The organism is Aliiroseovarius sediminilitoris (genome assembly GCF_900109955.1).
Lineage (GTDB): Bacteria > Pseudomonadota > Alphaproteobacteria > Rhodobacterales > Rhodobacteraceae > Aliiroseovarius > Aliiroseovarius sediminilitoris.
In genome coordinates this window covers 2,178,490-2,204,493 of sequence record NZ_FOJB01000001.1, presented here as the reverse complement: position 1 = coordinate 2,204,493, position 26,004 = coordinate 2,178,490, and the positions used below count along the sequence as shown (strand labels likewise).

At 58.6% G+C, this 26,004-nt stretch carries 27 protein-coding genes, 4 tRNA genes and 1 pseudogene; 18 read left to right on the top strand and 14 right to left on the bottom strand.

Features of this window, described 5'->3' with window-relative positions:
• Positions 1 to 11 precede the first annotated feature (11 nt).
• Together rpmF and BMY55_RS10890 are read right to left on the bottom strand one after the other, a co-directional pair.
• Entirely contained in the window at positions 12 to 221 is a 210-nt protein-coding gene (gene rpmF / locus BMY55_RS10895) for a 50S ribosomal protein L32 (RefSeq protein WP_091432397.1), read from the bottom strand.
• Between the two features lie 259 nt (positions 222 to 480).
• Entirely contained in the window at positions 481 to 1,053 is a 573-nt protein-coding gene (locus BMY55_RS10890) for a YceD family protein (RefSeq protein ID WP_091432394.1), read from the bottom strand.
• A gap of 148 nt (positions 1,054 to 1,201) precedes the next feature.
• Here BMY55_RS10890 and BMY55_RS10885 point away from each other — a divergent pair, with 148 nt between their 5' ends.
• The 3 genes from BMY55_RS10885 (at position 1,202) to BMY55_RS10875 (ending at position 4,437) form a co-directional block, all read left to right on the top strand.
• Positions 1,202 to 1,675: an outer membrane protein assembly factor BamE gene (locus BMY55_RS10885; protein WP_091430597.1), complete on the top strand. Its 474-nt coding sequence runs from the start codon at positions 1,202 to 1,204 to the stop codon at positions 1,673 to 1,675.
• Positions 1,676 to 1,832: 157 nt separating this feature from the next.
• Positions 1,833 to 2,579, top strand: coding sequence for a GNAT family N-acetyltransferase (locus BMY55_RS10880; protein ID WP_091430596.1), 747 nt, complete (start codon positions 1,833 to 1,835; stop codon positions 2,577 to 2,579).
• Positions 2,580 to 2,610: 31 nt separating this feature from the next.
• Complete coding sequence (locus BMY55_RS10875; protein ID WP_091430595.1) at positions 2,611 to 4,437, top strand: ABC-F family ATP-binding cassette domain-containing protein; 1,827 nt, start codon at positions 2,611 to 2,613, stop codon at positions 4,435 to 4,437.
• A 30-nt stretch (positions 4,438 to 4,467) separates the two neighbouring features.
• Here BMY55_RS10875 and BMY55_RS10870 read toward each other — a convergent pair whose 3' ends face one another.
• The 4 genes from BMY55_RS10870 to tpiA all read right to left on the bottom strand — a co-directional run bounded on the left by BMY55_RS10870 (position 4,468) and on the right by tpiA (position 9,232).
• A complete protein-coding gene (locus BMY55_RS10870) occupies positions 4,468 to 6,006 on the bottom strand; it encodes a trimethylamine methyltransferase family protein (RefSeq protein ID WP_091430594.1) in 1,539 nt (512 codons plus the stop codon).
• A 216-nt stretch (positions 6,007 to 6,222) separates the two neighbouring features.
• Positions 6,223 to 6,864, bottom strand: coding sequence for a PAQR family membrane homeostasis protein TrhA (trhA, locus tag BMY55_RS10865; RefSeq protein WP_091430593.1), 642 nt, complete (start codon positions 6,862 to 6,864; stop codon positions 6,223 to 6,225).
• A gap of 144 nt (positions 6,865 to 7,008) precedes the next feature.
• Positions 7,009 to 8,406 (bottom strand): pyridoxal phosphate-dependent decarboxylase family protein, encoded by a 1,398-nt coding sequence (locus BMY55_RS10860; RefSeq protein WP_091432392.1) that lies wholly within the window; start codon positions 8,404 to 8,406, stop codon positions 7,009 to 7,011.
• Between the two features lie 76 nt (positions 8,407 to 8,482).
• Entirely contained in the window at positions 8,483 to 9,232 is a 750-nt protein-coding gene (gene tpiA / locus BMY55_RS10855) for a triose-phosphate isomerase (protein WP_091430592.1), read from the bottom strand.
• Between the two features lie 132 nt (positions 9,233 to 9,364).
• On the opposite strand from tpiA, the gene BMY55_RS10850 reads away from it, so the two are divergent.
• On the top strand, positions 9,365 to 10,282 hold the full coding sequence (locus BMY55_RS10850) for an isopenicillin N synthase family dioxygenase (RefSeq protein ID WP_091430591.1): 918 nt from the start codon (positions 9,365 to 9,367) through the stop codon (positions 10,280 to 10,282).
• A 27-nt stretch (positions 10,283 to 10,309) separates the two neighbouring features.
• On the opposite strand, the gene BMY55_RS10845 is transcribed toward BMY55_RS10850, so the two are convergent.
• The 3 genes from BMY55_RS10845 to BMY55_RS10835 form a co-directional block, all read right to left on the bottom strand.
• Complete coding sequence (locus BMY55_RS10845; RefSeq protein WP_091430590.1) at positions 10,310 to 10,621, bottom strand: TfoX/Sxy family protein; 312 nt, start codon at positions 10,619 to 10,621, stop codon at positions 10,310 to 10,312.
• Positions 10,621 to 10,995: a HesB/IscA family protein gene (locus BMY55_RS10840; protein WP_091430589.1), complete on the bottom strand. Its 375-nt coding sequence runs from the start codon at positions 10,993 to 10,995 to the stop codon at positions 10,621 to 10,623. Before BMY55_RS10840 ends, BMY55_RS10845 begins: the two co-directional genes overlap by 1 nt.
• A 67-nt stretch (positions 10,996 to 11,062) precedes the next feature.
• Positions 11,063 to 11,422 (bottom strand): SUF system Fe-S cluster assembly protein, encoded by a 360-nt coding sequence (locus BMY55_RS10835; protein WP_091430588.1) that lies wholly within the window; start codon positions 11,420 to 11,422, stop codon positions 11,063 to 11,065.
• Between the two features lie 341 nt (positions 11,423 to 11,763).
• Between BMY55_RS10835 and BMY55_RS10830 the strand changes: the two genes are divergently transcribed.
• The 5 genes from BMY55_RS10830 (at position 11,764) to BMY55_RS10810 (ending at position 16,425) form a co-directional block, all read left to right on the top strand.
• Positions 11,764 to 11,988: a hypothetical protein gene (locus BMY55_RS10830; RefSeq protein ID WP_091430587.1), complete on the top strand. Its 225-nt coding sequence runs from the start codon at positions 11,764 to 11,766 to the stop codon at positions 11,986 to 11,988.
• A 77-nt stretch (positions 11,989 to 12,065) separates the two neighbouring features.
• Positions 12,066 to 13,208, top strand: coding sequence for a tRNA guanosine(34) transglycosylase Tgt (tgt, locus tag BMY55_RS10825; protein WP_091430586.1), 1,143 nt, complete (start codon positions 12,066 to 12,068; stop codon positions 13,206 to 13,208).
• 190 nt (positions 13,209 to 13,398) lie between these two features.
• Positions 13,399 to 15,804: an endopeptidase La gene (gene lon, locus BMY55_RS10820; RefSeq protein ID WP_091430585.1), complete on the top strand. Its 2,406-nt coding sequence runs from the start codon at positions 13,399 to 13,401 to the stop codon at positions 15,802 to 15,804.
• Between the two features lie 125 nt (positions 15,805 to 15,929).
• Complete coding sequence (locus BMY55_RS10815) at positions 15,930 to 16,331, top strand: HU family DNA-binding protein (protein ID WP_091430584.1); 402 nt, start codon at positions 15,930 to 15,932, stop codon at positions 16,329 to 16,331.
• A 19-nt stretch (positions 16,332 to 16,350) separates the two neighbouring features.
• Positions 16,351 to 16,425 (top strand) — tRNA-Val (locus BMY55_RS10810).
• A 59-nt stretch (positions 16,426 to 16,484) separates the two neighbouring features.
• Here the strand turns inward: BMY55_RS10810 and BMY55_RS10805 are convergent.
• Complete coding sequence (locus BMY55_RS10805; RefSeq protein ID WP_091430583.1) at positions 16,485 to 17,486, bottom strand: GlxA family transcriptional regulator; 1,002 nt, start codon at positions 17,484 to 17,486, stop codon at positions 16,485 to 16,487.
• Positions 17,487 to 17,662: 176 nt separating this feature from the next.
• Here BMY55_RS10805 and BMY55_RS10800 point away from each other — a divergent pair.
• From BMY55_RS10800 to BMY55_RS10780, 5 genes are all read left to right on the top strand, one after another.
• A tRNA-Val gene (locus BMY55_RS10800) sits at positions 17,663 to 17,738 on the top strand.
• A 71-nt stretch (positions 17,739 to 17,809) separates the two neighbouring features.
• Entirely contained in the window at positions 17,810 to 18,406 is a 597-nt protein-coding gene (locus tag BMY55_RS10795; RefSeq protein ID WP_091430582.1) for a histidine phosphatase family protein, read from the top strand.
• An 82-nt stretch (positions 18,407 to 18,488) separates the two neighbouring features.
• Positions 18,489 to 18,565: transfer RNA gene (locus tag BMY55_RS10790), tRNA-Asp, on the top strand.
• 139 nt (positions 18,566 to 18,704) lie between these two features.
• Positions 18,705 to 18,781, top strand: a tRNA-Asp gene (locus BMY55_RS10785).
• An 87-nt stretch (positions 18,782 to 18,868) separates the two neighbouring features.
• Entirely contained in the window at positions 18,869 to 19,102 is a 234-nt protein-coding gene (locus tag BMY55_RS10780; protein ID WP_091430581.1) for an RND transporter, read from the top strand.
• 37 nt (positions 19,103 to 19,139) lie between these two features.
• On the opposite strand, the gene BMY55_RS10775 is transcribed toward BMY55_RS10780, so the two are convergent.
• A complete protein-coding gene (locus BMY55_RS10775) occupies positions 19,140 to 20,516 on the bottom strand; it encodes a M20/M25/M40 family metallo-hydrolase (RefSeq protein ID WP_091430580.1) in 1,377 nt (458 codons plus the stop codon).
• 268 nt (positions 20,517 to 20,784) lie between these two features.
• On the opposite strand from BMY55_RS10775, the gene hemA reads away from it, so the two are divergent.
• The 4 genes and pseudogenes from hemA (at position 20,785) to ispG (ending at position 24,659) form a co-directional block, all read left to right on the top strand.
• Complete coding sequence (hemA, locus tag BMY55_RS10770) at positions 20,785 to 22,008, top strand: 5-aminolevulinate synthase (protein ID WP_091430579.1); 1,224 nt, start codon at positions 20,785 to 20,787, stop codon at positions 22,006 to 22,008.
• Between the two features lie 113 nt (positions 22,009 to 22,121).
• A pseudogene (locus tag BMY55_RS17200) lies at positions 22,122 to 22,373 on the top strand (helix-turn-helix domain-containing protein); the annotation flags it as partial.
• Positions 22,374 to 23,435 carry a DUF4115 domain-containing protein gene (locus BMY55_RS10765; protein ID WP_407639079.1) on the top strand — a complete coding sequence of 354 codons (1,062 nt, stop codon included), beginning with the start codon at positions 22,374 to 22,376 and terminating at the stop codon, positions 23,433 to 23,435.
• A gap of 99 nt (positions 23,436 to 23,534) precedes the next feature.
• On the top strand, positions 23,535 to 24,659 hold the full coding sequence (gene ispG / locus BMY55_RS10760) for a flavodoxin-dependent (E)-4-hydroxy-3-methylbut-2-enyl-diphosphate synthase (RefSeq protein WP_091432389.1): 1,125 nt from the start codon (positions 23,535 to 23,537) through the stop codon (positions 24,657 to 24,659).
• 245 nt (positions 24,660 to 24,904) lie between these two features.
• On the opposite strand, the gene BMY55_RS10755 is transcribed toward ispG, so the two are convergent.
• From BMY55_RS10755 to ruvX, 3 genes are all read right to left on the bottom strand, one after another.
• Positions 24,905 to 25,282: a hypothetical protein gene (locus BMY55_RS10755; RefSeq protein WP_091430577.1), complete on the bottom strand. Its 378-nt coding sequence runs from the start codon at positions 25,280 to 25,282 to the stop codon at positions 24,905 to 24,907.
• A gap of 68 nt (positions 25,283 to 25,350) precedes the next feature.
• Positions 25,351 to 25,584, bottom strand: coding sequence for a DUF1289 domain-containing protein (locus tag BMY55_RS10750; RefSeq protein WP_091430576.1), 234 nt, complete (start codon positions 25,582 to 25,584; stop codon positions 25,351 to 25,353).
• Entirely contained in the window at positions 25,584 to 26,003 is a 420-nt protein-coding gene (gene ruvX, locus BMY55_RS10745; RefSeq protein WP_407639078.1) for a Holliday junction resolvase RuvX, read from the bottom strand. Before ruvX ends, BMY55_RS10750 begins: the two co-directional genes overlap by 1 nt.
• Position 26,004: the final 1 nt, after the last annotated feature.

The window sequence follows — 26,004 nt, the reverse complement described above, 5'->3', positions numbered from 1 at the left end:
GGGCAAGAGGCTTACGCCGCGTCTTCGTCGTCGAATTCGACTTCGTCAGCAATGGCGACCACTTCGCGATCGTCATAATGCCCGCACGAGGGACACACGTGGTGGGGGCGCTTCAGCTCGCCGCAATTCGAACATTCGTTCGGGTTCGCGGCAACCAGCGCGTCATGCGCACGGCGGTTGTTGCGGCGCGACTTCGATACTTTGTTCTGTTGGACAGCCATGGTCTCAACCTTCGGTTTCGGGGGCATTGTTGCCCGGTGTCATTCTGGGGCGCAATCGCCCGATGTTCTCAAGTCATTCCTGAGTCTCGGCGCCTCATACGCGGTTTGCGGTGCGCTGTCCAACCCATCTTTTGGAAGAAGGCGGGAAAATACTGTCTTTCTTGATTCTTGCAAGGATGAATTGCGCCGTGTGTGGACGAATATCGCATTTCAGATGAAAATTATCGGCTGAGGCAAGACCATTGCCCGACCCTCAAGCCTATTTGTCCTTCCCCGAAAGCCTGTCGCGCAGTTCAGAAAGCCCCGCAAAGGGCTTTGCATCATCATCCGTCATGGGCTTGGTGCCCGGTTCGGCAAAAACGCTTGCCTGAATCTCGGCACCTTCCACACGGGGGTAGAGCGGCAGGGCAAGGGCGAGTGCCTCGATCATCACCTGACCCAGATCGATCACGTCACGCAGCGCGTCGACACTGTCATCTTCCGGCATCTCGACCTCTTCACCACCGGCAGGCTCGTTAAAATGGCTAAGCCACCGGCGTTCGACCGTGTCATCAATTCTGGTCGTCACCGGGTTCAGTGTCACAACGCAGTCCTGAACCACGGTCGCACCAAGATCGGCTGCCATTTGCCAATCGTGCTTGCCCAGCGGTTTTAACTGGCCTGTAAATCGCAGCTTGCGCACGCCGGTGATCCCAAGATCGTCAGCGATCGCGTCACATGCGGCCTGATCTGGCACAAGTTCAAACTGGGTTGGGCGTCCGGTCGGAAGATCGGCCACGCGAATGGGATGGGTGAACGGCAGGGCATCGCCTGATGGGGTCGTGTCGGTCATATTGCGTCTCCGCTGATTGTTCGGTGTCGCGTTTGGTCGAGCATATACATATGCCAAGCGAAGAATGCCCGTGATCGTTTCTTGAACCACGCGCGATCCTACGCTAAGCCGATACCCAAGACAGAGTGGCGAACGCAAGGGGGGCGGTATGTCTTATCTGCGCCAAATGGGCAGGAATATGGGCAAGATGGTCGGGGCATTGTTGCTTCTGGCACTTGTTGCAGGCTGTTCGGCAACATACCGCAATCACGGATATTTGCCGCCGAAAGAAGACGTTGACCTGATCGAGGTCGGCAAAGACACGCGCGAAACCGTATCGGCGTCAATTGGCAAACCCGGCACGTCGGGCTTGTTGGCGGGCAGCGGATATTACTATGTTCGTTCGCGTTTCAAGTATTATCTTTACAACGCACCGCAAGAGATCGACCGCGAAGTGCTGGCCATCACATTCACCGAAAACGGTGTGGTCGAAAACATCGAACGCTTCGGGCTTGAGGATGGGCGTATCGTTGTGTTGGAACGCCGTGTGACAGACAGCAACATCAAAGGTGTGGGGTTCCTGCGTCAGTTGTTCGGATCAATCGGCCGGATCGACGTGGCCGAACAAATCCGCGGAAACTAGCCCGCGACGACATGAAATGAAGCAGCGCGGGGCCGAAAGGTCGCCGCGCTTTTTTCGTTCTCTGATGCGGCCTCGTATTTCTGTCGCATCTTGCCCGTATCCCTTCCGGGGCGCATATATTGCAGCAGTTAGCCCGGCTTCAGGGCGGAGGTCCGATATGCCGATATTGACCACAGGTCGCTATGCCGCCCGGTTCGCAAGCACCGACGCTGACCTTCGCGCCGCGCAATCCCTGCGTTATCGTTGCTTTCGCGGTGGTGATGGTTTGGACGCAGATGCGTTTGATTCACGCTGTCGACACCTGCTGATCGAAGATCGCGTGACACGAACACTGCTCGGGTGCTGCCGCCTTATGCCGCTTGCCAATGGCGCGGGGATCGGGGGCAGCTATGCCGCCCAGTTCTACGAGCTATCTGCCCTGCAAGCCTATGACGCGCCGATGATCGAGATAGGGCGCTTTTGCATTGCGCCCGAGGCACCGGACAGGGCCGATATTCTGCGCATCGCGTGGAGCATGATGACGAGACATGTAGAAGCCGAAGGCATTGGGATGCTATTTGGCTGCGCATCATTTCAAGGCACCGACGCGGCCCGCTATCTTGATACGTTTGCCATGCTGCGTGATCGCCATCTTGCCCCGAACCGATGGCTGCCCCGGGTGAAGGCCCCCAAGGTCTTCCGCTTTACACAACGGCTGCGCCGAAAGCCAAATGCAAAACTGGCTTTGCGGTCGATGCCTCCGCTGCTGCGCAGTTATCTTGTGATGGGGGGATGGGTGTCAGATCATGCGGTGGTGGATCACGATCTGAACACGCTGCATGTGTTCATGGGGCTTGAGGTGTCTGCCGTGCCGCCCGCGCGTTTGCGTCTGTTGCGTGCGGTATCGGGTCAAGCCTTCGGTTGACGTTACAGGGCGGATTGCCTAACTCGGCGATATGGCTCGTATACCCCTTCTTCAGATGTCCGATATCTCGCTGACTTTTGGCGGCGATCCTGTGTTCGATGCGCTTGATCTGGTGATCCAACCGGGCGATCGCGTGGCGCTGGTGGGGCGCAACGGATCGGGCAAATCGACACTGATGAAGGTCATGGCGGGTCTGGTAGAACCTGATCATGGAACGCGCATTCTGTCGCCCGGAGTTTCGGTTGGATATATGGAGCAACACCCTGACTTGTCGCAGTTTGCCACGCTGGGCGATTTCGCGACCTCGGGGTTGGAGCCGGGGCAGGATTACTTGGTCGAACGGGTGGCCGAAGGTCTGAAAATGCGTCTGGATGCGCCGGTCGGCACCGCTTCGGGGGGCGAGAGGCGACGCGCGGCGCTGGCCAAGCTGCTGGCTGAAGCGCCAGACCTGATGCTGCTGGACGAACCCACCAACCATCTGGACATTCACGCGATTGAGTGGCTGGAGGCCGAGTTGTCACAAACCCGCGCCGGGTTTGTCCTGATCAGCCACGACCGGGCCTTTCTGCGGGCGTTGACCCGTGCCACGCTCTGGGTCGATCGCGGACAGGTGCGGCGGCAGGAAAAGGGGTTCGAGGGCTTCGAGGCGTGGCGCGACAGGGTTTGGGACGAAGAAGACCAAAGCCGCCACAAGCTGAACCGCAAGATCAAGGCCGAGGCGCGCTGGGCCGTCGAAGGTATTAGCGCGCGGCGCAAACGCAATCAGGGTCGACTGCGGGCGCTGGGCGAGTTGAAGGCTGAGCGCGCGGCTCAGATCAACCGGCAGGGGGCGGCCGAAATGGCGCTGGAGGCCGGGCCGAAGTCGGGTCGCAAGGTGATCGAGGCGCGTGGCATCTCGAAATCCTATGACGGTCGGGTGATCCTGAGCGATTTTGACCTGCGTGTGATGCGCGGTGAAACCATTGCCTTTGTCGGCCCGAACGGGGCCGGCAAAACCACGCTTCTGAAGATGCTGATCGGGCATGAAACGCCTGACACCGGCAGCGTGCAACACGGCACCGGGCTGGAAATTGCCGTGTTTGACCAGAACCGCACCGGGTTGGTTGAAGATGACAGCCTGTGGGAAAACCTGACGGGCGACCCTGAAATGCGGGTGTCGGGCAAGGCCGATCAGGTGATGGTGCGCGGCAATCCGAAACACGTCGTCGGCTATCTGAAAGAATTCCTGTTCTCTGACGCGCAGGCGCGCGCGCCCGTGCGGTCTTTGTCGGGCGGTGAAAAGGCGCGGTTGATTCTGGCAAAGATCATGGCGCGACAATCAAACCTTTTGGTGATGGACGAACCCACCAACGATCTGGACGTGGAAACGCTGGACCTGCTGCAAGAGCTGATCACCGCCTATGACGGGACCGTTCTGGTGGTCAGCCACGATCGCGATTTCCTTGACCGTGTGGCCGAACGCACCATCGCGATGGAAGGTGACGGACGCGCCACAATCTATCCCGGCGGCTGGTCTGACTATCAGGCGCAGCGTGGGGGTCATGGTGCGTTGCCCGAAAAAAAGAAAGATAAATCAAAGCCTAAAGTGGATAACATAAAGCAGGACATGAAGTCTGAACCCGACGGGCTGTCCTTTACCGAACGTCACCGTCTTGACGCCCTTCCTGCCGAGATGGATCGCCTGTCGGCCGAGATTGCCAAGCTGGAAGAGTTCCTGATGGACCCGGACCTGTTCACCAAAGAACCGGTGAAGTTCAAGAAAGCATCTGAAGGTTTGGCCCAGCGGCAACATGCCTTGGCCGCCGCCGAAGAGGAATGGCTGGCGCTCGAAGAAAAGGCAGAGGCCGCGCGCGGGTGAGGCGGGGCCGCAGGCCCCGCATCTTATCTTTTACACGGGAAGGTGAATGTTGAACCGCGCCCGGATCGCCGCGTCAACTTGCGGGTCAAAGCGCGCACTGCCCCGCTGCGCCAGAATATCCTCTTTCCGCGCAGTGGCCGCGGCGATCAGATCGGGTTTGCCAACCTCGGCCCATTCTTTCGGGGACGTCCGATCACCAAGGGTCGGATAGACGAAATCGGTCTGCATCCGGCTGAGCGTCTGATCTTCCCCAAGGTAGTGACCCGGCCCCTCAAGACAGACTGACTTCATCATCTCGATGCTGACCGAATCCTCAGTGATCTCGATCCCGCGCACGCAGCGCAGGGCTTGCCCGATGATGTCGTCGCCTAAGATCAGGCTTTCATGGCAGAAGCCCAGAAGCGATGCGTGCATGCCCGCAGCCTCATAGACCATGTTCAGACCCGACAGACCGGCCAGCACATTGGAACACATCTGTTCCCACCCCGCCTGCATATCCGGCAGTTTCGAATCCGAGAACCCGGCCGCCGCCCCACCGGGCAGGCCATAAAACTGGTGCATCTGGGCACAGCCCGCTGTCATCAACGCCTGTTCACCCGATCCGCCCGACATGGCACCTGACCGCAGATCAACAAGGAAGGGCCATGTGCCGAAGATCGCCGGGTGCCCCGGTGCGATTGCATTGACATAGACGACGCCTGCCAGACATTCCGCTACCGCCTGAACGATGGCACCTGCCAGCGTTGGGGGCGCTGTGGCTGTGGCCATGCCAGCCGACAGCAGCAATACGGGCATGCCTGCCGCGATCGCCTTCTCCATCACCTGACAGCTTTCTGTGGCGAATTTCATCGGCGGCACGACAAAACAGTTGGAGTTTGACACGAAGGGGCGCGCACGCCATGCGTCTTCGCCGCCCGCGATCAAGTGCAACAGCTCGATACCGTCTTCGACGAAGTCAGGCTCTGAAAACGAGACGCCGACATGCTTTTTTGTTCCTGATGTGCAGGCGTAGATCGAGTTCAGGTCCATCTCCCGGTTGTCGGGAATGTCACGACAGACCATCGGGCGTTGAAGGAAATGGATGTTGTCCAGTTGATCGACGATGCGCGCGGCATCATGCAGGTCCTGAACCGTGCTTTCGCGGTATTCCCGCCCATGCGGGTCGACCATGTGAACCGCCGCGCCTGCGGTGCCGTAATGCACACGCTTGCCGCTGAGGGTCAGGTCATGCTTTGGGTCACGCCCGCACAGGGTGATGCCCTTGGCTGCCTTGTCCAGCATATCTTCGACCAATGCGCGCGGAAAACGCAGGCGCCCATCGTCGCCAAGGATCGCGCCCGCCCGTGTCATGATGTCGATACCGGATGGCGGCGCGTCTGCCAGACCGATCTGTTCCAAAGCGTCCAGCGCCGCAAGGTGAATGCGATTGATGCCGTCCGGGGTGAGGGGCTTGAAGGTGCCGCCCTCCATTCCCGGGCGGACGGGGCGAACATCTTGGGCAAGGGGGGCTGCACGCAGGGCTTGGCGGGCAGCGCGTCCACCGGAGCGGCGGGCAAAAGTCTTTGTCATTGCATAAACCTGAGTTGTTGTGGCGTTTGGGTGACGGTAAAGGGCCGTCAAGGCCGCCCGCGCGCCGCACGTCCGCGTTCGGCCCCAATGGTCCGCACAACAATTGAAATGAGCCAGTCCAGCCGATCCATTTCCGTCCTCCTTACCCCAAGCGTAGCGGGTCAGGAAACGACAGGTCTGTTCTGTTCGCGTCATGCCGGGCGGTTAAATTCAGCTTTATGTGCCCACAACCATCACAACGGCGGCATAGTGAGCCGCAGCGCCCAACAGCACATGGACATGCCAGATCGCGCGATTGAAGGGCAGGTGTTCACCCAGATGGAAGAAAATCCCCAACGTGAACAGCAATCCACCTCCGACCAGCAGCACCAGAACAACAGGGCTGAACGAGGCGATCAGCGGCCCGATCATCAATACCGCCATCCATCCCTGCATCAAGGTCAACATCAAGCCAAACCGTTCAAACCGACCAAAGAAAAACAGCTTTATGGCAATACCGACGATGGCCAATGTCCATGCTGCCGCAACCAGAGCATACCCATTGGTGCCACCAACTCCGATCAGCGCAATCGGTGTATAGGTGCCCGCAATCATCAGATAGATCGCGGCGTGATCGAACTTGCGCAATACTTGGCGTGCGGACCGGTGCAGCGTCATGTTATACGCCGCAGACAATGTGAAACTTGCGATCAATCCGGCCCCATAGACCAACATCGGCGGCAATCGGCCCAACGGTGCGTCACCCATTGCCCAGTAGATCAGGGCGACAGAACCGATAATAGCGGCGATCACCCCCAAACCGTGTACGACGCCATCGGCGACGTACTCGTGATATGTAAAGTCCTTCCCGAACTCCATTGGATTCCCCTTTCGCCTATCAAATAGATAAGAACCAAAGCGGGTGCCGGCATGCCGTTATGCGGTAAGTTTAATGTCCGCCGCATAGGGCACGACCCGCATCCAGTGTATACGTTGACACGGAAATGTAAAGATTTCTTGCTCTTACAGGTCTTGCGCCAGATCGCCCAGCACTTGGGGGATCATCATCACATCTTCGCGCGTGCACGCGAACTGCCCGACAGCCACACGGATCACGAATTGCCCCGCATGGTTGGTCTGGGTCAGATAGAGGCGCCCGTCGCGGTTTACCCGTTCCAGCAGCTCTGCGGTCTTCGCATCACCTTTGAAGCGGAATGAAAACAAAGACAGAATCGGGGGTGTGGTGATCTCAAAGCCGGGCAGGGCGGCGATCACCTCGGCGGCCTCTGCCGCCCAGGCGACATGATTGCGGATGCGCGCGCGCAATCCGGTCAGGCCTTCCGAGCGCAGCAGGAACCACAGCTTCAGCGCCCGAAAACGTCGGCCAAGGGGCAGGGTCCATTCGTTGTAATTGACGACCTCATCTGCGCCCTGGGTCTTGAGGTATTCGGGGCGCAAGCCCATCGCTCCGATCTGCGGGGCAGGGTCGCGCAGGAACTGGACGGCACAGTCGAACTGTGCACCCAGCCATTTGTGCGGGTTGAAGATAATGCTGTCGGCGGCCTCGATCCCGGCCCAAAGGGTGCGGAATTCTTCGCAAATCATGGCAGAACCTGCCCATGCGGCATCCACATGGACAGTCAAACCATGGGCGTGCGCAACTTCGATACAGGCTGCGATGTCGTCACAAGCCCCGATGGAGGTGCCCCCAACGCACAGCACGACGCCTGCCGGTTTCAACCCTGCCGCAATGTCGTCGCGGATCAACTGGTCCAGCGCTTCCGGATCCATCGACCACGTTGGATGGTTGGGGATGGTGCGCACTTTCACAAGGTTGTCCTGCCCGATGCCGGACAGGCGCACCGCCTTGTCCACGCTGGAATGAGTTTGGGCGCTGGCATAGATGCGCAGGGTGGGTGCGCCGGACAGCCCTCTGGTGATGCCTTCGTGTCCCAAGGCAAGTTCGCGCATCGTGGTCACGGCCGCGAAAGTTGCGGTGGTCGCGCTGTCATGGATCGTGCCGGTGAACGCAGTCGGCAGGCCCAACGCGTCGCGCAGCCAGCGGATCACCAGTTCTTCCATCTCGTTGGCGGCGGGGGCGGTCTGCCATAGCATGGCTTGTGCGGACATGGCGTTGGCCAATTGCTCGGCCAGCATCGAGGCCGGGGCGGCATTGGCCGGAAAATAGGCAAAGAAACGCGGGTGCTGCCAGTGTGTCATCGCGTCAGGCACGAGCCGAGTGAAATCGTCGAAAATCGTTTCAATCGGTTCTGGCGTTTCAGGGACAGGAGCTTCGATCTTGTCCAGAAACTCGCCAGGTGCGAGGTCGGGGCGCACCGGGCGGTCACGCAGTCCGGTATGATAACCGCTCGCCCAGTCCGCCGCACGTTTCTGCCAATCAGCGAGGTCTGAATAATCCATCATCTGCTCCGCAATATTTTGTTAACCCGTTAACGAACCGTGGAGCGGCGTCAAGTCATCGGTGGCCCAACGGGGATCAGGCGTTTTCCAGCGCCGCGATGATCGGCGAGAAATCGGCGACCGACAGGCTGGCCCCGCCCACCAAGGCTCCATCCACATTCGAGACGGCAAAGATGTCGGCAGCATTCGTGGGTTTGACCGAACCACCATAGAGAATGCGGGTCGAGCGTCCGACACCCGCCCCAAACCGGCGTTCCAGACGTGACCGGATGAAATCATGCACTTCACCGATTTGATCCAGCGTCGGCACTTTACCGGTGCCGATGGCCCAGATCGGTTCATAAGCGACGACAAGGCTGTCGCCTGTCACCACATCCGGGATCGACCCGGCCATCTGACCGCCGATAATGTCGAGCGTATTGTTGGCCTCGCGCTCGGACAGGCTTTCACCCACGCAGACAATGGTTTTCAATCCAGCTGACAGGGCGGCCATGACCTTGTTGCGGACATCTGTGTCACTTTCCTCGTAATCTTCGCGCCGTTCGGAATGGCCCAGAATGACATAGCTGGCCCCGGCATCGACCAGCATCTGTGCCGAGATGTCGCCGGTATGAGCACCGGTTTCGTTTTGATGGCAATCCTGACCGCCGATTGAGATTTGGGCGGGAGTTGCGGCAGAAGCTCGCGAAATCAATGTTGCAGGCGGGCAGATCAGGATGTCACAACCCGGCGTCGGGTGCGCCTTGGCCAGCGCATCCAGCTCGGAAAGATTCGCACCGGTTCCGTTCATCTTCCAATTGCCTGCTGCCAATCTGCGCCGGGTCATCGCTTATCTCCTCGTTGGTTGATGTGTTGTCCGACGCAAAACCCAAGGCGTCAAGCCCTGCCGGGGGGCTTGCACCGAAAACATGGCTTGCTACAAATCCGTCAAAGCGGCTCTTGCAGAAGGACAGGCGCGATGATCCCAAGACTGGACGCCGCAAAGATTGCGGCCCGTGATCCCGAAACGATGGCTGCGCTGAAACTTGGTGTGGAAGACGTCGGCGTTCTGATCATTCACAATACACCGATTTCACGTCCCCAGATGAACGGCGTGCTGGAAAGTTACCGCGAATTTTTCCGGCTACCGGACGCTCGGAAACGGGTGGTTGATATGGCGCGGACCGGTTCGAATCGCGGATGGGGTGCGGCGGGGTCTGAACAGGTCGATCCGGCAGCCAATCCCGATTTCAAACAGGTCTTTGATTGCGGATTTGAACTCGACAAGGGCGATCCACTGCGGGCTCAGGGCCTGTTGGTCTATGGTGATAACCAATGGCCCGACCTGCCTGGATTTCGCGAAACCATCCAAAGCTATTATGCGCAGGCCTTGACCATTTCTCTGGACCTGTTGCGCGCGATTTCGGTGGCGATTGGTGAAGACGAGCACTTCTTTGACAATGCCTTTTCCCGCCCAATGGCGCTGTTGCGGGGCAATTACTATCCGCCGCGTCCGGATTGGGCAAGCGACAGGGATTTCGGCATTGCCCCGCACACCGATTACGGCTGCCTGACGCTTCTGGCATCCGATGGCGTGGCCGGGCTTGAAGTTCTGGGGGCGGACGGGCAGTGGCTGCCTGTCGATGCACCGGTCGGCGAGTTCGTGATCAATTTCGGCGAGATGCTGGAAATGTGGACCGGCGGTTGGGTCAAGGCGACGATGCATCGGGTGATCGGGTCAAAAGAAGAGCGGATCTCGGTCCCGATGTTTTTCAACCCCAACCATGACACGAATGTCGCGCCGGTGGGGGCGGACAAGCCGATCCTAGCCGGCGATCACCTTAAGAAACGGTTCGATGAAACCTATCTGCACCTGAAAGAAGCGCCGCCAGGTTGAAGCTCGTGCGACCGGCTTGAGGATAGATCAGGACAGGGCCGACAGCGCCCGCCGCGCCCAGTCGCAGGCACGATCGGGGTCGTCCAGCGCGGCGTCGGGCAGGGTCCAGTAGCCCATCGTTTTGCCGTCCATGCCAAAGATATGGCTGCCTTCTGCCTCCAATGCTTCGGCAAACGGGCCTTTGGCTTTCAGATAGACTTCGCCGCTGCTGGAGAGGATCGCGAAGACCTGCCCGTCGGAATAGAAAGTGGCCCCGCCCATCATCTTGCGATGGGTTACGGGGCCAAGCCCGTCGAACAGTTCTTTCACAAAGGCGATATCGGCGTCGGTGACGGCCATCAGCTTTGCGACGACCCCTCGGTCAGAGCCTCATCGAACTTGATCGATTCTCCGCAACCGCAGGCCTCGCTGACATTGGGATTGCGGAATTTGAAACCGGACTCCAGCAGCGAGATTTCATAGTCGATCTCGGTCCCGAACAGGAACATCTGCGCCATGGGGGCGATGATCACGCGGGCATCGCCCTGTTCGACCACTTCTTCATGGGGGTCAACTTCATCAACGTAATCCATGGTGTATTCCATGCCCGCACAGCCGCCTTTCTTGACCCCGATGCGCAAACCCTTATGCCCGCCAGACGCCATCAGCTTGGCGATCTGGGCTTCTGCGGCCTGTGTCATGGTGATCGGCGATTTGCCGGGAATACCAAACATCTGCTTCTCCTTCAGCCTTAAGCTAGGCGCTCACGTAGCGTCGCTCAAGAGCAGGGTGCCTCTGGGGTTACATGAAACCCAGTTCAAGACGCGCTTCATCCGACATCATCTCCATCCCCCAGGGCGGATCCCATGTCATGTCGACATTCACCTGTTTCACGCCCGCGACCGGCTCGATCGCTTCGACCAGCCAGCCGGGCATTTCGCCCGCCACCGGGCAACCCGGAGCCGTCAGGGTCATGATCAGATCAACCTCGTTCCGGTCGTTGATCTCGATTGTATACACCAGACCAAGGTCAAATATATTGACTGGAATTTCAGGGTCATAGACCGTACGGCAGGCTTCGACCACGCTGTCATACAGCGGATGATCAACCGTTGATGGCTTGATCAGCGGCTCGCCTTCTATCTTGTCGGTTGTGTTCATAGTAATTGCGCCATCATTCTAATCCTGACTGATCATATAAGGATTGATGCCGGCAAGGTCCAGAGCCAGGTCGGAACAAGACGGAGACTGTGGTATGGTGCAGGGATTGTGGGTTGGTGAACTGTCCATTGATGCTGGAGAGGGTGCATTTAGAGTGTTGAATATGTTGCATGTTTCGAGATTTGAGCCAAAACCCTGGAAATTCTCTGCATTGTGTCGAAAATCACAACCGCATGATGCGCAAACGCCTATAATTCGCCATAAAATGGACGTGTTCGACTTGAATCTATGACGGAAAGCGCTCTTTTGCGTAAACAGGTGCGACACGAGGAGCCTAGGCGGTGATTTCGACGAAAAACGGTGAGACGAAAACGGTGACATGTACCGAGCAGCTGGATCAGGCGGCACGGATGGTGCAGGACATTGCTTATGCGCTGGCAAACCGTGTGGATAACACGACGCTGACAGAGCTGATGCTGACCAGTCGCAAGCTCGAACGACTGTCTGAGCGGGTGAACGCCGCCAATCTTGGGGCCGTCAAGATCAGCCACGACGACGACAGCTGATCGGCAGGCGCGCCAAAACACGGTCTGGGTGACAGAAAACCCTTGGCATTGAGGACGTCTTGCGCCACATGAGCCGCATGCAAGATCAGAGCCAGAACCGCATCACCTTTTCCCTGAATGCCACGGACGGCAAGGCCCGCACGGGTGTGATTTCCACCCCGCGTGGCGATATTCGCACCCCAGCCTTCATGCCCGTTGGCACCGCCGCCACCGTCAAGGCCATGATGCCCGAAAGCGTGGCGGCGACAGGCGCCGACATTCTGCTTGGCAACACCTATCACCTGATGCTGCGCCCGACCGCCGAAAGAATTGATCGGTTGGGCGGGCTGCACAAGTTCATGAACTGGGATAAGCCAATCCTGACCGACAGCGGTGGGTTTCAGGTGATGAGCCTTGCCGGATTGCGCAAGCTGACTGAAAAGGGCGTGACGTTCAAATCCCATATTGATGGCTCGAAACACGAGTTGACGCCAGAACGCTCGATGGACATCCAGCGGCTTCTGGGATCGGACATTGTCATGTGTTTCGATGAATGTCCCGCGCTTCCTGCTGACCGCGGCCGGATTGCCGAAAGCATGCGCCTGTCGATGCGCTGGGCGGCCCGGTCGAAAGAGGCGTTCGGCGATCGTCCCGGCCATGCCCTGTTCGGCATCATGCAGGGTGGGTTGGAACGGGACTTCCGCGAAGAAAGCGCCGAGGCATTGAAGAAGATCGGCTTTGACGGTTATGCGGTCGGCGGTCTGGCCGTTGGTGAAGGGCAGGCGTCCATGTTCGATTGCCTCGACTTCGCGCCCGGTTTTCTGCCCGACGACAAGCCGCGCTATCTGATGGGTGTCGGCAAGCCCGATGACATCGTGGGCGCGGTCAAACGCGGTATCGACATGATGGACTGTGTTTTGCCGTCGCGATCGGGACGCACCGGGCAGGTGTTCACCCGTCACGGAGTTTTGAATATCAAGAACGCCCGTCATCAGGATGACCCGCGTCCCTTGGATGAAAGCTGTGGCTGTCCCGCTTGCCGCAATTATTCCCGCGCCTATCTGCACCATGTTTTCCGCGCGCAGGAGATGATTTCGGGGATGCTGTTGACATGGCACAATCTGCATTATTTTCAGGACATCATGCAGGGAATGCGCGATGCGATTGCCAAGCAGGCCTTTGCCGAATGGGAGACCGCGTTCCATGCAGGCCGCGCACAGGGCGATATCGACCCGCTTTAAGGGAACGGAAACCTGTTGATGCAAAATATGCCCTGGTTTGCCCTTGTTGTCGGCACGCGGCAGGGGCAGAGTGTAGGGGCAAAGCGGGTTGACGTTGGGCGGTGCGACCCCCATCTGAATATCCGAACAGGAGGCGCCCGAACTGCCGAAACACAGGGGTAGGGCGCTTTGCCAAAAACAAGGAAATATTATGAGTGAGCAACTGAGCCAATCCTTCCCGGTCCTGCCGCTGCGCGACATCGTGGTCTTCCCCCACATGATCGTGCCGCTGTTTGTCGGACGCGAAAAATCCGTCCGCGCTCTGGAAGAAGTGATGGCAGATGACAAACAAATCCTTCTGTCCAGTCAGATCGACCCCTCGATCGATGAGCCGGACGTGGAAGGCATCTATGACGTCGGTGTTCTGGCCAATGTGCTGCAACTCTTGAAGCTGCCCGACGGCACCGTGAAGGTGCTGGTCGAAGGACAGTCGCGTGTTCGGATCACCGACTATGTGGACAATGCCGAGTATTTCGAAGCCTTTGCCGAAGTGATCGAAGAACGCCCCGGCGACCCGAACGAGATTGAGGCGCTGTTGCGTTCAGTCGGTGAAGAGTTCGAACGCTACGCCAAGATCAAGAAAAACATTCCCGAGGAAGCCCTTGCCGCCGTGTCGGAAACCCGCGCGCCGGACAAGCTGGCCGATCTTGTGGCCGGTCATCTGGGTGTCGAGGTCGATCAGAAGCAAGAGCTTCTTGAAACCTTCACCGTCAGCGAACGGCTTGAGAAGGTCTATGGCCTGATGCAGGGCGAAATGTCCGTTCTGCGGGTCGAGAAGAAGATCAAGACCCGCGTCAAAAGCCAGATGGAGCGCACCCAGCGCGAGTATTACCTGAATGAGCAAATGAAGGCCATTCAGAAGGAGCTTGGCGACGGCGAAGAAGGCCAGAACGAGCTGACCGAGCTGGAAGAGAAGATCGAAGCCACCAAGCTGTCGAAAGAGGCACGCGAAAAGGCGGATGCCGAGCTGAAAAAGCTCAAGAGCATGTCGCCCATGTCGGCGGAAGCCACTGTTGTGCGCAACTATCTGGATTGGATGCTGGGCCTGCCGTGGGGCACCAAGAGCCGCGTGAAAAAAGACCTGAACAACGCTCAGAAAGTGCTCGACGCCGATCACTATGGACTTGAGAAGGTCAAGGAACGCATCGTGGAATATCTGGCCGTTCAGCAACGCTCGAAAAAGCTGAAAGGCCCGATCATGTGCTTGGTTGGCCCCCCGGGTGTGGGTAAAACCTCGCTTGGGAAGTCGGTTGCCAAGGCCACGGGACGCGAGTTCATCCGCATCTCGCTGGGTGGCGTGCGTGACGAAAGCGAGATTCGCGGCCACCGCCGGACCTATATCGGCTCGATGCCCGGTAAGATCATTCAGGCGCTGAAAAAGGCGAAAACCACGAACCCGCTCATATTGCTCGATGAAATCGACAAAATGGGGCAGGATTTCCGTGGCGACCCTGCATCGGCGATGCTGGAAGTGCTTGACCCGGAGCAGAACTCGACCTTCGTGGATCACTATCTTGAGGTCGAATACGACCTGTCGAACGTGATGTTTCTGACCACCGCGAACTCCTACAACATGCCGGGTCCGCTTCTGGACCGGATGGAGATCATTCCGCTGGCCGGTTACACCGAAGACGAGAAGCGCGAGATTGCCACGCGTCACCTTCTGCCGGAAGTGATCAAGGATCACGGGTTGAAAAAGGGTGAATTCTTGGTGCCTGAGCAAACGCTGACCGACATTATCCGCTATTATACCCGCGAGGCCGGCGTGCGGAACCTGAAACGCGAACTGGCCAAGCTGGCGCGCAAGGCCGTGACCAAGCTGGTCAAGAAAGAGGTTGAAGCCATCGAGGTGACTCCCGACCTTCTGGACGAATATCTGGGGGTGCGGAAACATCGCTTTGGTCTGGCGGAGCAAGAAGATCAGATTGGTGTTGTCACCGGTCTGGCCTGGACAAGTGTCGGTGGCGATCTTCTGTCCATCGAAGCACTGCGCCTGCCGGGCAAGGGCCGGATGAAGACCACCGGGAAACTGGGCGATGTCATGAAGGAATCGATTGATGCGGCCAGCTCGTATGTCCGCTCGATTGCGCCCGAAATCGGTGTGAAGCCGCCCCAATTTGAAAAGTGGGACATTCACGTCCACGTGCCGGAAGGTGCGACACCGAAAGATGGACCTTCTGCTGGTCTGGCGATGGTCACGTCCATCGTGTCGGTGCTGACGGGTATTCCGGTGAAGAAAGACCTTGCCATGACCGGCGAGGTTACGCTGCGCGGCAACGCGCTGGCTATTGGCGGTTTGAAGGAAAAGCTGCTGGCGGCGTTGCGTGGTGGCATCAAAACCGTGCTGATCCCGCAGGAGAATGAAAAAGACCTGCGCGAAATACCGGACAACGTGAAGCAAGGGTTGGAAATCATCCCTGTGAGCCACGTGTCAGAGGTTTTGAAGCACGCCTTGGTGCGCAAGCCGGTCGCGGTCGAATGGGATGAAGCGGCAGAAGAGGCGGCAGCGGCTGCTCTGGCGAAGAACCCCGCAAGCGCCCCCCCGGTCGCGCACTGATTGGCAGATAACAAAGAACGTGCGGGCCAAGTGTCCGCACGTTGCACATTGAAGGTGGCTTATGGTGCTGTATCTTCCTTGACGCGACGCAAGCTGGCACCACCACTCAACCCAAGGGGTATCCTATGGCCGTAAGCTCGAAATCAAAGTCCAAAGCCACACGCAGCCCGGCTGCGGCAAGTAAAGCGGCGGCGACAACGGCCGCACCAAAGGCGAAGGCCACCAAGCCGATTGAGGGCAGACCCACCACGCCGTCAGACCCGGTGGTGAAGACGAAAGACATGCTGGCGCGGGTGGCTGCCCGTACTGACCTTCGTCCCAATCAGGTCCGCGATGTATACGAGGCTGTTTTGGAAGAGCTGGGTACCGCCTTGATGCGCGGTGAAAAGTTGCGCCTTCCACCGCTTGGCATGATAAAAGTCAACCGGCAGAAAACCTTGCCCGATGCGGATGTCCTGATCTGCAAAATCCGTCGCAACAAGGCGTCGGACAAGGTCAAAGACCCTCTTGCGCCCACTGACGACTGACGCTAGAACCTGCCCCGTTGGGTGATTAGCTCAGTGGTAGAGCGCTTCGTTCACATCGAAGATGTCAGGAGTTCAAATCTCTTATCACCCACCAAGTTATCCCTTTGGCATGGACTGGGTGCAGCCTTTGTGCCGCCCGGCATCGCAACGCTACTAGACGTGGCCGGTGGAAAACTTGTGCGGCGACATGCCGAACGCTTCGCGAAACCGTTTCGAGAAATAAGCCGCAGATTCAAATCCGCAAGCCACCGCCACATCGACCACCGCCAGATTGGTTTCCGCCAGCAGGATGCGGGCGCGTTGAAGGCGCAGGTTTTGCAGGTATTTCTTGGGGGTAATGTCCAAATAATGCCGAAAAAGCCTCTCCATCTGGCGGCGCGAGATGCCAAGCTCCTCGGTGACGATGTCCAGGTTGATATGATCATCCAGATGTTCTTCGAAATGGTTGATGATGCGCACCAATTTTTCGTTGCGCACACCGATTGACGCCGAGGTCGAGCTTTGCTGGCGATCCGTTTCGGACCGCTGGACGGTGTGCAGGCACATGTTCAGGACGGCCTGTGCCAGCACCGGTCCGTGGGTGTCATAGATCAGCTTGAAGAACAGGTCCGTGGCGGCCGATCCGCCGCCGCAGGTCAGAACGCGGTTGTCCATGGTATAGAGTTGCTCGACCGGGTCCAGATCCGGAAAATGTTCGCGAAACGGCGCGATGTTTTCCCAATGCAGGGTGAACTTGTGCCCGGCCAATATTCCCGCCTTGGCCAATGTATACGTACCTGTGCACAACGCCCCGACAGTGCGCCCCATGCGCCATTGCTTGCGGGTCCAATCCGCGACCTTGTTGCTTGTCGAAAGCTCAGGCTGCACACCGGAACAGATGAAGATCCGGCTGTCGCTGGGCGTGTCCCCCAACGCGCGGTCAATGCCGATTTCGATCCCGTTGGAACAGCGCACATTCGCGCCATCTTCGGACATGGTCGTCCAGGTGTAGAGGCTCTGCCCCGTCAGTTGGTTTGCTATGCGCAACGGTTCGATGGCAGAGGTGAAGGCCAGCATCGACAGGTTGGGCAGCAGAACAAAAACAATCGGCTCGGGGCTGTCTTGTGCGTCAATCGCGACATGGGCAACGCCTTTGGGAACGACAGGGGCCGACATGTTCTTGGTCCTCACTGGTGGAATGCAGGCACCATACGTCACGTAATGCAAAGTGCAACCATTTGAGGTGGCCGGGCCGGGTGAGGGTTGGACGGCGGAGTGTCGCAGATTTTTTCACCCCTTGGTGCAAACCACTCTTGCAATCCCCGGTTTGCCAAGGCTATTAGCTGCGCAACGGGTCGTTAGCTCAGTTGGTAGAGCGCTTCGTTTACACCGAAGATGTCGGGAGTTCGAGCCTCTCACGACCCACCACTCCCCTTCAGTGGTATTTCATGTTGGCTGCGGTAATATTGGTGCATGTTAAGCCATAGCCGTGGATCAGCATGACCAAGCTCTATCCCGAAATCTTCGTCATCCGTCACGGACAGACCGAATGGAACCTGGCGCGGCGCCAACAAGGGCGCCTGGATTCACCCCTGACCGAGTTGGGGTGTCAGCAAGCCCGTGACATGGGCGAGATGTTGCAACGCGTCGTCGGCGAACGCGAGGATATAAAAGCCTTCAGTTCACCGCAGGGGCGGGCGCTTCAGACCGCGGCCCTGTCGCTGGCACCGTTCGGCTGGCCCGTGACCGAAGATGCGCGACTTTGTGAAGTAGCGTTCGGTGCGTGGGAAGGGCTGACCCAAGCCCGGATCAAAGCCGGTTGGCCCGCGCTTGCCGCGATGTCTGAAGAGGATCCGATCAACTGGCATTTCAGGTCTCCGGGGGGCGAGCGCTACCGTGATCTCGAGCTGAGGGCGGATGCGTTTCTTGGGGATTTGGCAGGCCCGGCAGTCATCTTCACCCATGGCATCCTGTCAAGGGTGCTGCGCACACGCTGGATGGGGCTGACCGCGGATGACATGCTGGACCTTCCCGGCGGTCAGGGGATCATCTTTCACCTGTCGCCCCGGCATGGGCACCGGACCATCGAAAAATAATCCGGAAAATGGGAAATGGCCGCTTGACGCCCTTGGGCCTGCGGCCTAGAACGCCCGAACAAGCCGCAAGGCTTGGCAGTGAGCGGTTGTAGCTCAGTTGGTTAGAGTACCGGCCTGTCACGCCGGGGGTCGCGGGTTCGAGCCCCGTCAACCGCGCCACCACTGCCCGAAAGCGACCCCGCCATTGGCGGGGTTTCTTCGTTTTCGGGCCTCTTGTCATACGCGCAAACCAGCCCGCCAAAGCGTGCCATTTCCCCATTGACGGCCCATCACCGCCGCTGTATTCACGCCGCCACGCGCGGTTGTAGCTCAGTTGGTTAGAGTACCGGCCTGTCACGCCGGGGGTCGCGGGTTCGAGCCCCGTCAACCGCGCCACTTCACCACATATTCAGCCAGAAGTTCAAACGGTAAACTGCCTGTGTCGAGCGCGCGGGAATAAGGCTTGCAAAGAAGGTACGCAAGATGTCGATCTTTGACGACATTCCGTTTTTCACCGTTGTGATTTTCTGCGCAACCATCGGCCTGGCCCCGTTTACGCCGCCGCATGTCTGGGAAAAGCTGGGGCTGTTGTTTTCAGGCAGCGTGGTGCGTCCGCTCGATATGCTGGATCTGGTGATGCATGGCGGGCCGTGGGTGATCTTGTTGATCAAGATCGTGCGTTATTATCGGTCGGGGCCGACATCTCGCGAAGGTTAAAGACCGGCCCGGCACACACGGCACCGGACCAGATTGTTCAGGACAGTTCTGCCAGAATACGTGCCCAGCTGCGGATGCCTTTATGGAAGCTCTCCAGATCGTATTTCTCGTTCGGGCTGTGGATGTTGTCGTCATCCTTGCCAAATCCGATCAGCATCGCATCGACGCCCAGAATATCCTTGAAATAGCCCGCAATCGGAATCGAGCCGCCACAGCCAGCAAAAGCCGCCGGGATGCCCCACTCGTCGGTCAGCGCCTTTCGGGCTTGTTCAAACATCGGGTTATCTGTTGAGACCTGCGCGGCAGGCGCGCCTTTTTCGGTGCGGTATTCGATGGTGAACCCGTCGGGCAGACGGTCTTCCAAATAGGCGCGGAAGGTCTTGCGGATCGCGTCCGGGTCTTGCTTGCCCACCAGTCTGAAACTGACCTTGGCGGACGCCTTGCTGGGCAGCACGGTCTTGAACCCGTCGCCGGTATAGCCACCCCAGATGCCGTTCACATCACAGGTGGGCCGCGACCACAGCATTTCAATCGGCATGCGGTCCTGTTCGCCTGCCGGATGTTTCAATCCGACATCGGCAAGGAATTTTACATGATCAAAGCCCAGCCCCTGCCATTGGGCGCGAATCTCGTCTGACAACTCCTCGACCCCGTCATAAAAGCCGGGCAGGGTGATGCGCCCCGTGTCGTCATGCAGGTCTGCCAGCGCACGGGTCAGGATGCGGATTGGGTTCATCGCCACACCACCATACATGCCCGAATGCAGGTCGCGGTCGGGGCCGGTGATGGTGAAATCCTCGCAGGTCATACCGCGCAGTTGGGTGATGATCGCGGGGGTCTTTGATTCGAACAAACCGGTGTCGCAGATCAGCGCAATGTCGGTGGTCAGCTCATCCTTGTTTTCTTCCATGAAGGGGATCAGCGACGGAGACCCCGATTCTTCTTCGCCTTCAAAAAACAGTGAAATGCGGGCCGGCAGGCTGCCGTGGACCGCAGTCCACGCCCGACAGGCCTCGACAAAAGTCATCAGCTGACCCTTGTCATCTGACGACCCGCGGCCCCGGATCACCTTGCCCGCTGGCGTGTCCTCAAGGGCGGGTTCAAAGGGCGGCGTGTCCCACAAATCCAAGGGGTCCACCGGCTGCACGTCATAATGGCCATAGAACATCAAATGCGGCGTATCCGCGGGTCCATCGGCGTGTGCGACGACCATGGGATGACCCGGCGTTTGTCGCTTATCGGCTTGAAAACCAACCGTTTTCAGATCATCCACCAGCCAATCTGCGGCCTTCTGACACTCCACCGCATAAGCCGGATCGGTCGAAATGGACGGGATCCGCAGCAGCGCAAGCAGGCGGTCGATTGCGTCGGGAAGGTCCGCATCAATGCGGTCCAGAACAGGGCCGAGCGTCATGGAAAGCTCCCATATCAGGTGTTATCGGCGCAGACCCTAACAGGCCGACCGGCACTGTCCACCCTGCGCAGAAAAGGGGGACGTAGTGTCGCGGAAAACCCAAAAAGGGTTCCGTTTGAGATGGATCAATGTAAAACCCGCCTGCAAACCGTTAACTCGGCAAGCAGCGACGTTCAGGGAAAAACATATCGAGTTTTCGAATATGTTTGTGAGGTGATACCCTGTATGTTGAACGAACGAACAGGATCAGACCGGCCAGGAGGGAACCTTGGATTATAATCACGAGCTTGATGTGGCGCTGCAGCGTCTGCATGACGAAGGCCGCTATCGCACGTTCATCGAAATCGAGCGTCATCAAGGCCAGTTCCCCCACGCCACGTGGAAAAAGCCCGATGGCTCCGAGATGCCGGTGACCGTCTGGTGCGGCAACGACTATCTGGGCATGGGGCAGCACCCCAAAGTGCGTGACGCCATGCACGAAGCGATCGAGGCGACCGGCGCAGGGTCGGGTGGAACCCGCAACATCTCGGGCACGACCATCTATCACAAACGGCTGGAAGCCGAGATTGCCGACCTTCACCGGAAGGAAGACGCGCTGATCTTCACCTCGGCCTACATCGCGAATGATGCGACCCTGTCTACTCTGCCGAAACTGTTCCCCGGCCTGATCATCTATTCCGATGCGTTGAACCATGCCTCGATGATCGAAGGCGTGCGCCGCAATGGCGGTGCGAAACGAATCTTCCGCCATAATGACGTTGCCCATCTGCGCGAGCTTCTGGAAGCCGACGACCCGGCCGCCCCGAAGCTGATCGCGTTTGAAAGCGTCTATTCGATGGATGGCGATTTCGGCCCGATCGAAGCCCTTTGTGATCTGGCGGACGAGTTCGGCGCCCTGACCTATATCGACGAAGTGCATGCGGTGGGCATGTATGGCCCGCGCGGGGCAGGGGTGTCAGAGCGTGACAACCTTGCGCACCGGATCGACATCATCAACGGCACCCTGGCAAAAGCCTATGGCGTGATGGGCGGCTATATCGCCGCATCCGCGAAAATGTGTGACGCCGTGCGCTCTTATGCACCGGGCTTTATCTTCACCACATCGCTCCCCCCGGCCGTGGCGGCAGGGGCAGCGGCGTCGGTCAGACACCTGAAAGAAGATCAGGCTTTGCGCGAGGCGCACCAGACCCAGGCCAAGATTCTAAAAACCCGCTTGAAAGCGCTTGGACTTCCAATCATCGACCATGATTCGCACATCGTTCCGCTGATTGTCGGCGACCCCGTCCATACCAAGCAACTGTCAGATATGTTATTGGAAAACTTCGGTATTTACGTTCAGCCGATCAATTTTCCTACGGTCCCACGCGGTACGGAACGGCTGCGGTTTACCCCGTCGCCGGTGCATGGACCCAAGGAAATGGATGCCCTGATCAACGCCCTTGATCAGCTCTGGTCGCATTGTGAGCTAAATCGCGCCGAGCTTTCTGCTTAACTCCAATCACGGACTGCACATTTTGTGAGAATGTGTTACCTTTCCGTTAGCGAAGGCAACGACCGCGAATCGTTGGCTTCATTTGGGACACATGAGGCACGAGGAGCAGCTGGATGATCGGGCGTTGGAACACGTCTCGGGTCGAGGAAGAAGAGAAGCCAACCGGCTTTGATTCTTTCGATCTGCGACTTGGCGATGTCATGCGTGGCGAACGTGCGACGCTTGGTAAATCGCTGTTGGATGTCCAGCGCGAACTCAAGATCAAAGCCACCTATATTGCCGCCATTGAAAACGCCGATGTGTCCGCGTTTGAAACACAGGGCTTCATAGCAGGCTATGTCCGGTCCTATGCCCGGTATTTGGGGATGGACCCGGAATGGGCCTATAAGACCTTCTGCAAGGAAAGTGGGTTCACCACCGCGCATGGACTTTCCGCAAGTGCCTCCAGCCAGTCTGACAAGACCAAAAAAGTTACGAAACGGGCTGATCACAGTGGCGATCCGCTGGCCAATCCCAATGCCAACTGGGTGCCCCAGACCGAAAGCATTTTTGCAGGGATCGAGCCCGGCGCTGTCGGCTCGGTGGCCGTGCTTGCGGCGCTGATCGGGTTGCTTGGCTATGGCGGTTGGTCCGTGTTGCAGGAAATTCAACGTGTCGATTTCGCGCCGATTGAACAAACGCCCGGTGTGCTGGCCGAGTTGCCGGATGTTGGCGGTGGACCTGCCAGCTTTGCCGCGGATGACGACACTGAAATCATGGCCGAAGCCGGTGCGGGACTGTCCCAGCCCCCGTCGGCGGAAGCACTGGATCGGCTTTATCGTCCGCAGGCGCTGGAAGTGCCGGTTCTGACCCATCGGGATGCACCAATCTCGACGCTCGACCCTGCCAGCGTTGGTGTGCTGGCCGGTGTGACTGCGCCTGATCTGGGGGCCGCACCCGCGTTGTTTGGATCACGCCCGAACAGCGATGCGATTGCTTCGCGTGACACGCAACGGATTGCAGCAAATGCAATTTCCCCGACCGCTGATGGAATTTCCCCGACCGCTGAAGGAAATGCCGAATCTGCCACCCGTGCAGTGCAAGTTCTGGGTGCTGAAGCAGCGGAAGTCGCCATATTTGCCGTACGCCCGTCTTGGGTTCGTATCCAATCTGCGGATGGAACCGTCATCTTCGAAAAGATACTGGATGCGGGAGAGCATTACGTGTTGCCCAAAACCGAACAGGCACCTGTGATGCGCACCGGCAATGCGGGATCGGTTTACTTCGCCGTGAACGGCACCGCCTATGGCCCATCGGGTGATGGTCCGTCTGTCGTGAAAAACGTGGCCTTGTCACAAGAGGCCTTGACCGAGGTCTTCGCCATCGCTGATCTGGCGAATGACGCCGATCTGGCGACCTATGTGGCTGAACTGAACCCGGCTCAGTAACATCATACATTGCAATCGCGCAGTGGCGGTGCGTGCTTGTCGCCGCGTCCCGCGCGCGCTATCCCTGGCCGCGAACATATCGGCGAAAGAGTGATCCCCATGTCTCACAATCCAATCCGTCCATGGCGTGACATCGAACGGCGTCAGTCGCGGCAGGTTATGGTCGGCAACGTACCGGTGGGCGGCGGGGCACCGATTGCCGTGCAAACGATGACGAACACCGACAGCTCTGATGTGAAGGCGACATTGGCACAGGTTATGGCGGCCGCCGAGGCCGGAGCCGATATCGTGCGCATCTCCTGCCCGGATGTTGCAGCGACAACCGCGCTGAAAGAGATCACCGCTGAAAGCCCGGTGCCGATTGTGGCGGATATCCATTTTCACTACAAACGCGCCATCGAAGCTGCCGAGGCAGGCGCGGCCTGCCTGCGCATCAACCCCGGCAATATCGGTGATGAAAGCCGAGTACGTGAAGTGATCAAGGCCGCAAAAGATCACGGCTGCTCGATCCGCATTGGAGTGAACGCTGGATCCCTTGAACGCCACCTGCTTGAAAAATATGGCGAACCTTGCCCCGAAGCGATGGTGGAAAGCGGTCTGGACCACATTCGGATCCTCGAAGACAACGATTTCCGGGACTACAAGATCAGCGTGAAAGCCTCCGATGTGTTCCTGTCCGCGGCTGCCTATCACGGCATCGCCGAGGCAACGGACGCGCCGATCCATCTTGGGATCACCGAGGCGGGCGGGTTTGTGTCCGGCACCATCAAGAGCGCCGTCGGACTGGGCAATCTGCTTTGGGCCGGGATCGGGGACACGATCCGTGTCAGCCTGTCTGCCGACCCGGTGGAAGAGGTCAAGGTGGGCTTTGAAATTCTGAAAAGCCTCGGGCTGCGGCACCGGGGGGTCAACATCATCTCCTGCCCTTCCTGTGCGCGGCAGGGGTTTGATGTGATCAAGACCGTCGCGACGTTGGAAGAACGCCTTGCGCATATTCATACCCCCATGAGCCTGTCGATCATCGGCTGCGTGGTAAACGGCCCGGGCGAGGCGCTGATGACCGATGTCGGCTTTACTGGCGGTGGTGCCGGGTCAGGCATGGTGTATGTGGCGGGCAAGCAGGATCACAAGCTCGACAACGAAAAAATGGTCGACCATATCGTAGAACTGGTCGAGAAGCGCGCCGCGGAACTCGAGAAGCAGTCCGAAGAGGCGGCGGAGTAATGTGGGGGCGTTGCCCCCTCGAGCCGACGGCTCTCACCCCCAGGATATTTTTGGCCAGAAGAAACGCAAATCCTCGCATTTCCATGGTCGTTGATAAGTCACGCGGTGCTTAATGCCGATCAGTGTGCGCTCGGGCTGCGAGGTAGGATCTGCTGTCCTTCCTCTGGCCCCAAACATCCTTGGATGAGCACCAAAGGCATGAGCGGCGAAGCCCCTTCGTTGACGGTTTGAGTTGGCCATTGGCGTCAATGTTCGGTGATTGACTGGATCGGAAATCGTAGATCGTTTTTCGTGATCAGAACCAGTTGGTCGTTGTTCATGACATAAAGGTCGCAGCGCGACACCCCCGTTACGAACACCACGCAGGCAGTGCTGTCAGTGCCGATCTTGTATTCGCCCAGCCATGTTCCGCTGCCGCCATAGGTATAGGAATATGTCCCGTCCCGATTGAAGACGGCGGTGGCGCCATCGTAGAATGTCAGCGTTTGGCCCGACACAGTGCTGCTCAGGTCGGCCTGCTCCATTCTGGTGTCACCGGGTCTGGTTTTCCAGCCTTCCGCAAGCGAAGGTGACGCAACAAGCAGCGCAATTGCGCCAAAGACATAGCGGAGAAATATGGTCATCGGGGGTCCTTTTGCCCTGATCCTATCCGCAATTTCCGCCGCGCCGGGTCACGTTGTGGAGAGCGGTTTCAGGTCTGGCTGAGCCGCGATTTGCGCCCGCCGCGTCGTTTTGACAATTGCGTTTTGCGGCCCGGCAATTCACTTAACACCGCGCGGCGTGCGTCGGGCGATAGTCGGGACCAATGGGCGATCTCGTCAATCGAGCGGTAACATCCGGTGCAGATGCGCGCGGCCGGGTGGACCACACAGATGTTTATACAGGGGCTTTCGACCTCGTCCCGTTTCCAGATGTCGTCTGACATTACAGATGCCTCATTCGATCCAACACACCTTGCAGGATATAGCCTGCGGCGACATGGTCGATCACCTCGGCGCGACGCTTTCGGGAGGTATCCGCCTCTAGCAGGGCGCGTTCGGCGGCAACGGTGGACAGGCGTTCATCCCAAAAGGTGATGGGGATATCGGTCAGTTTCTCCAGATTGCGGGCGAAACCGCGGGTGGATTGAGCGCGTGGACCTTCGCTGCCGTCCATGTTGCGCGGCAGGCCAAGGATCAACCCGCCCAATTCACGATCCGTGATAATTGTCTGCAACCGGGCAGCGTCAGCAGTGAATTTGGTGCGTTTGATGGTTTCCAGCGGGGTCGAGACCTGTCGCATCCGGTCAGAGACCGCAACCCCGATGGTCTTGGTGCCAAGGTCCAGCCCGGCAAGCGCCGACATC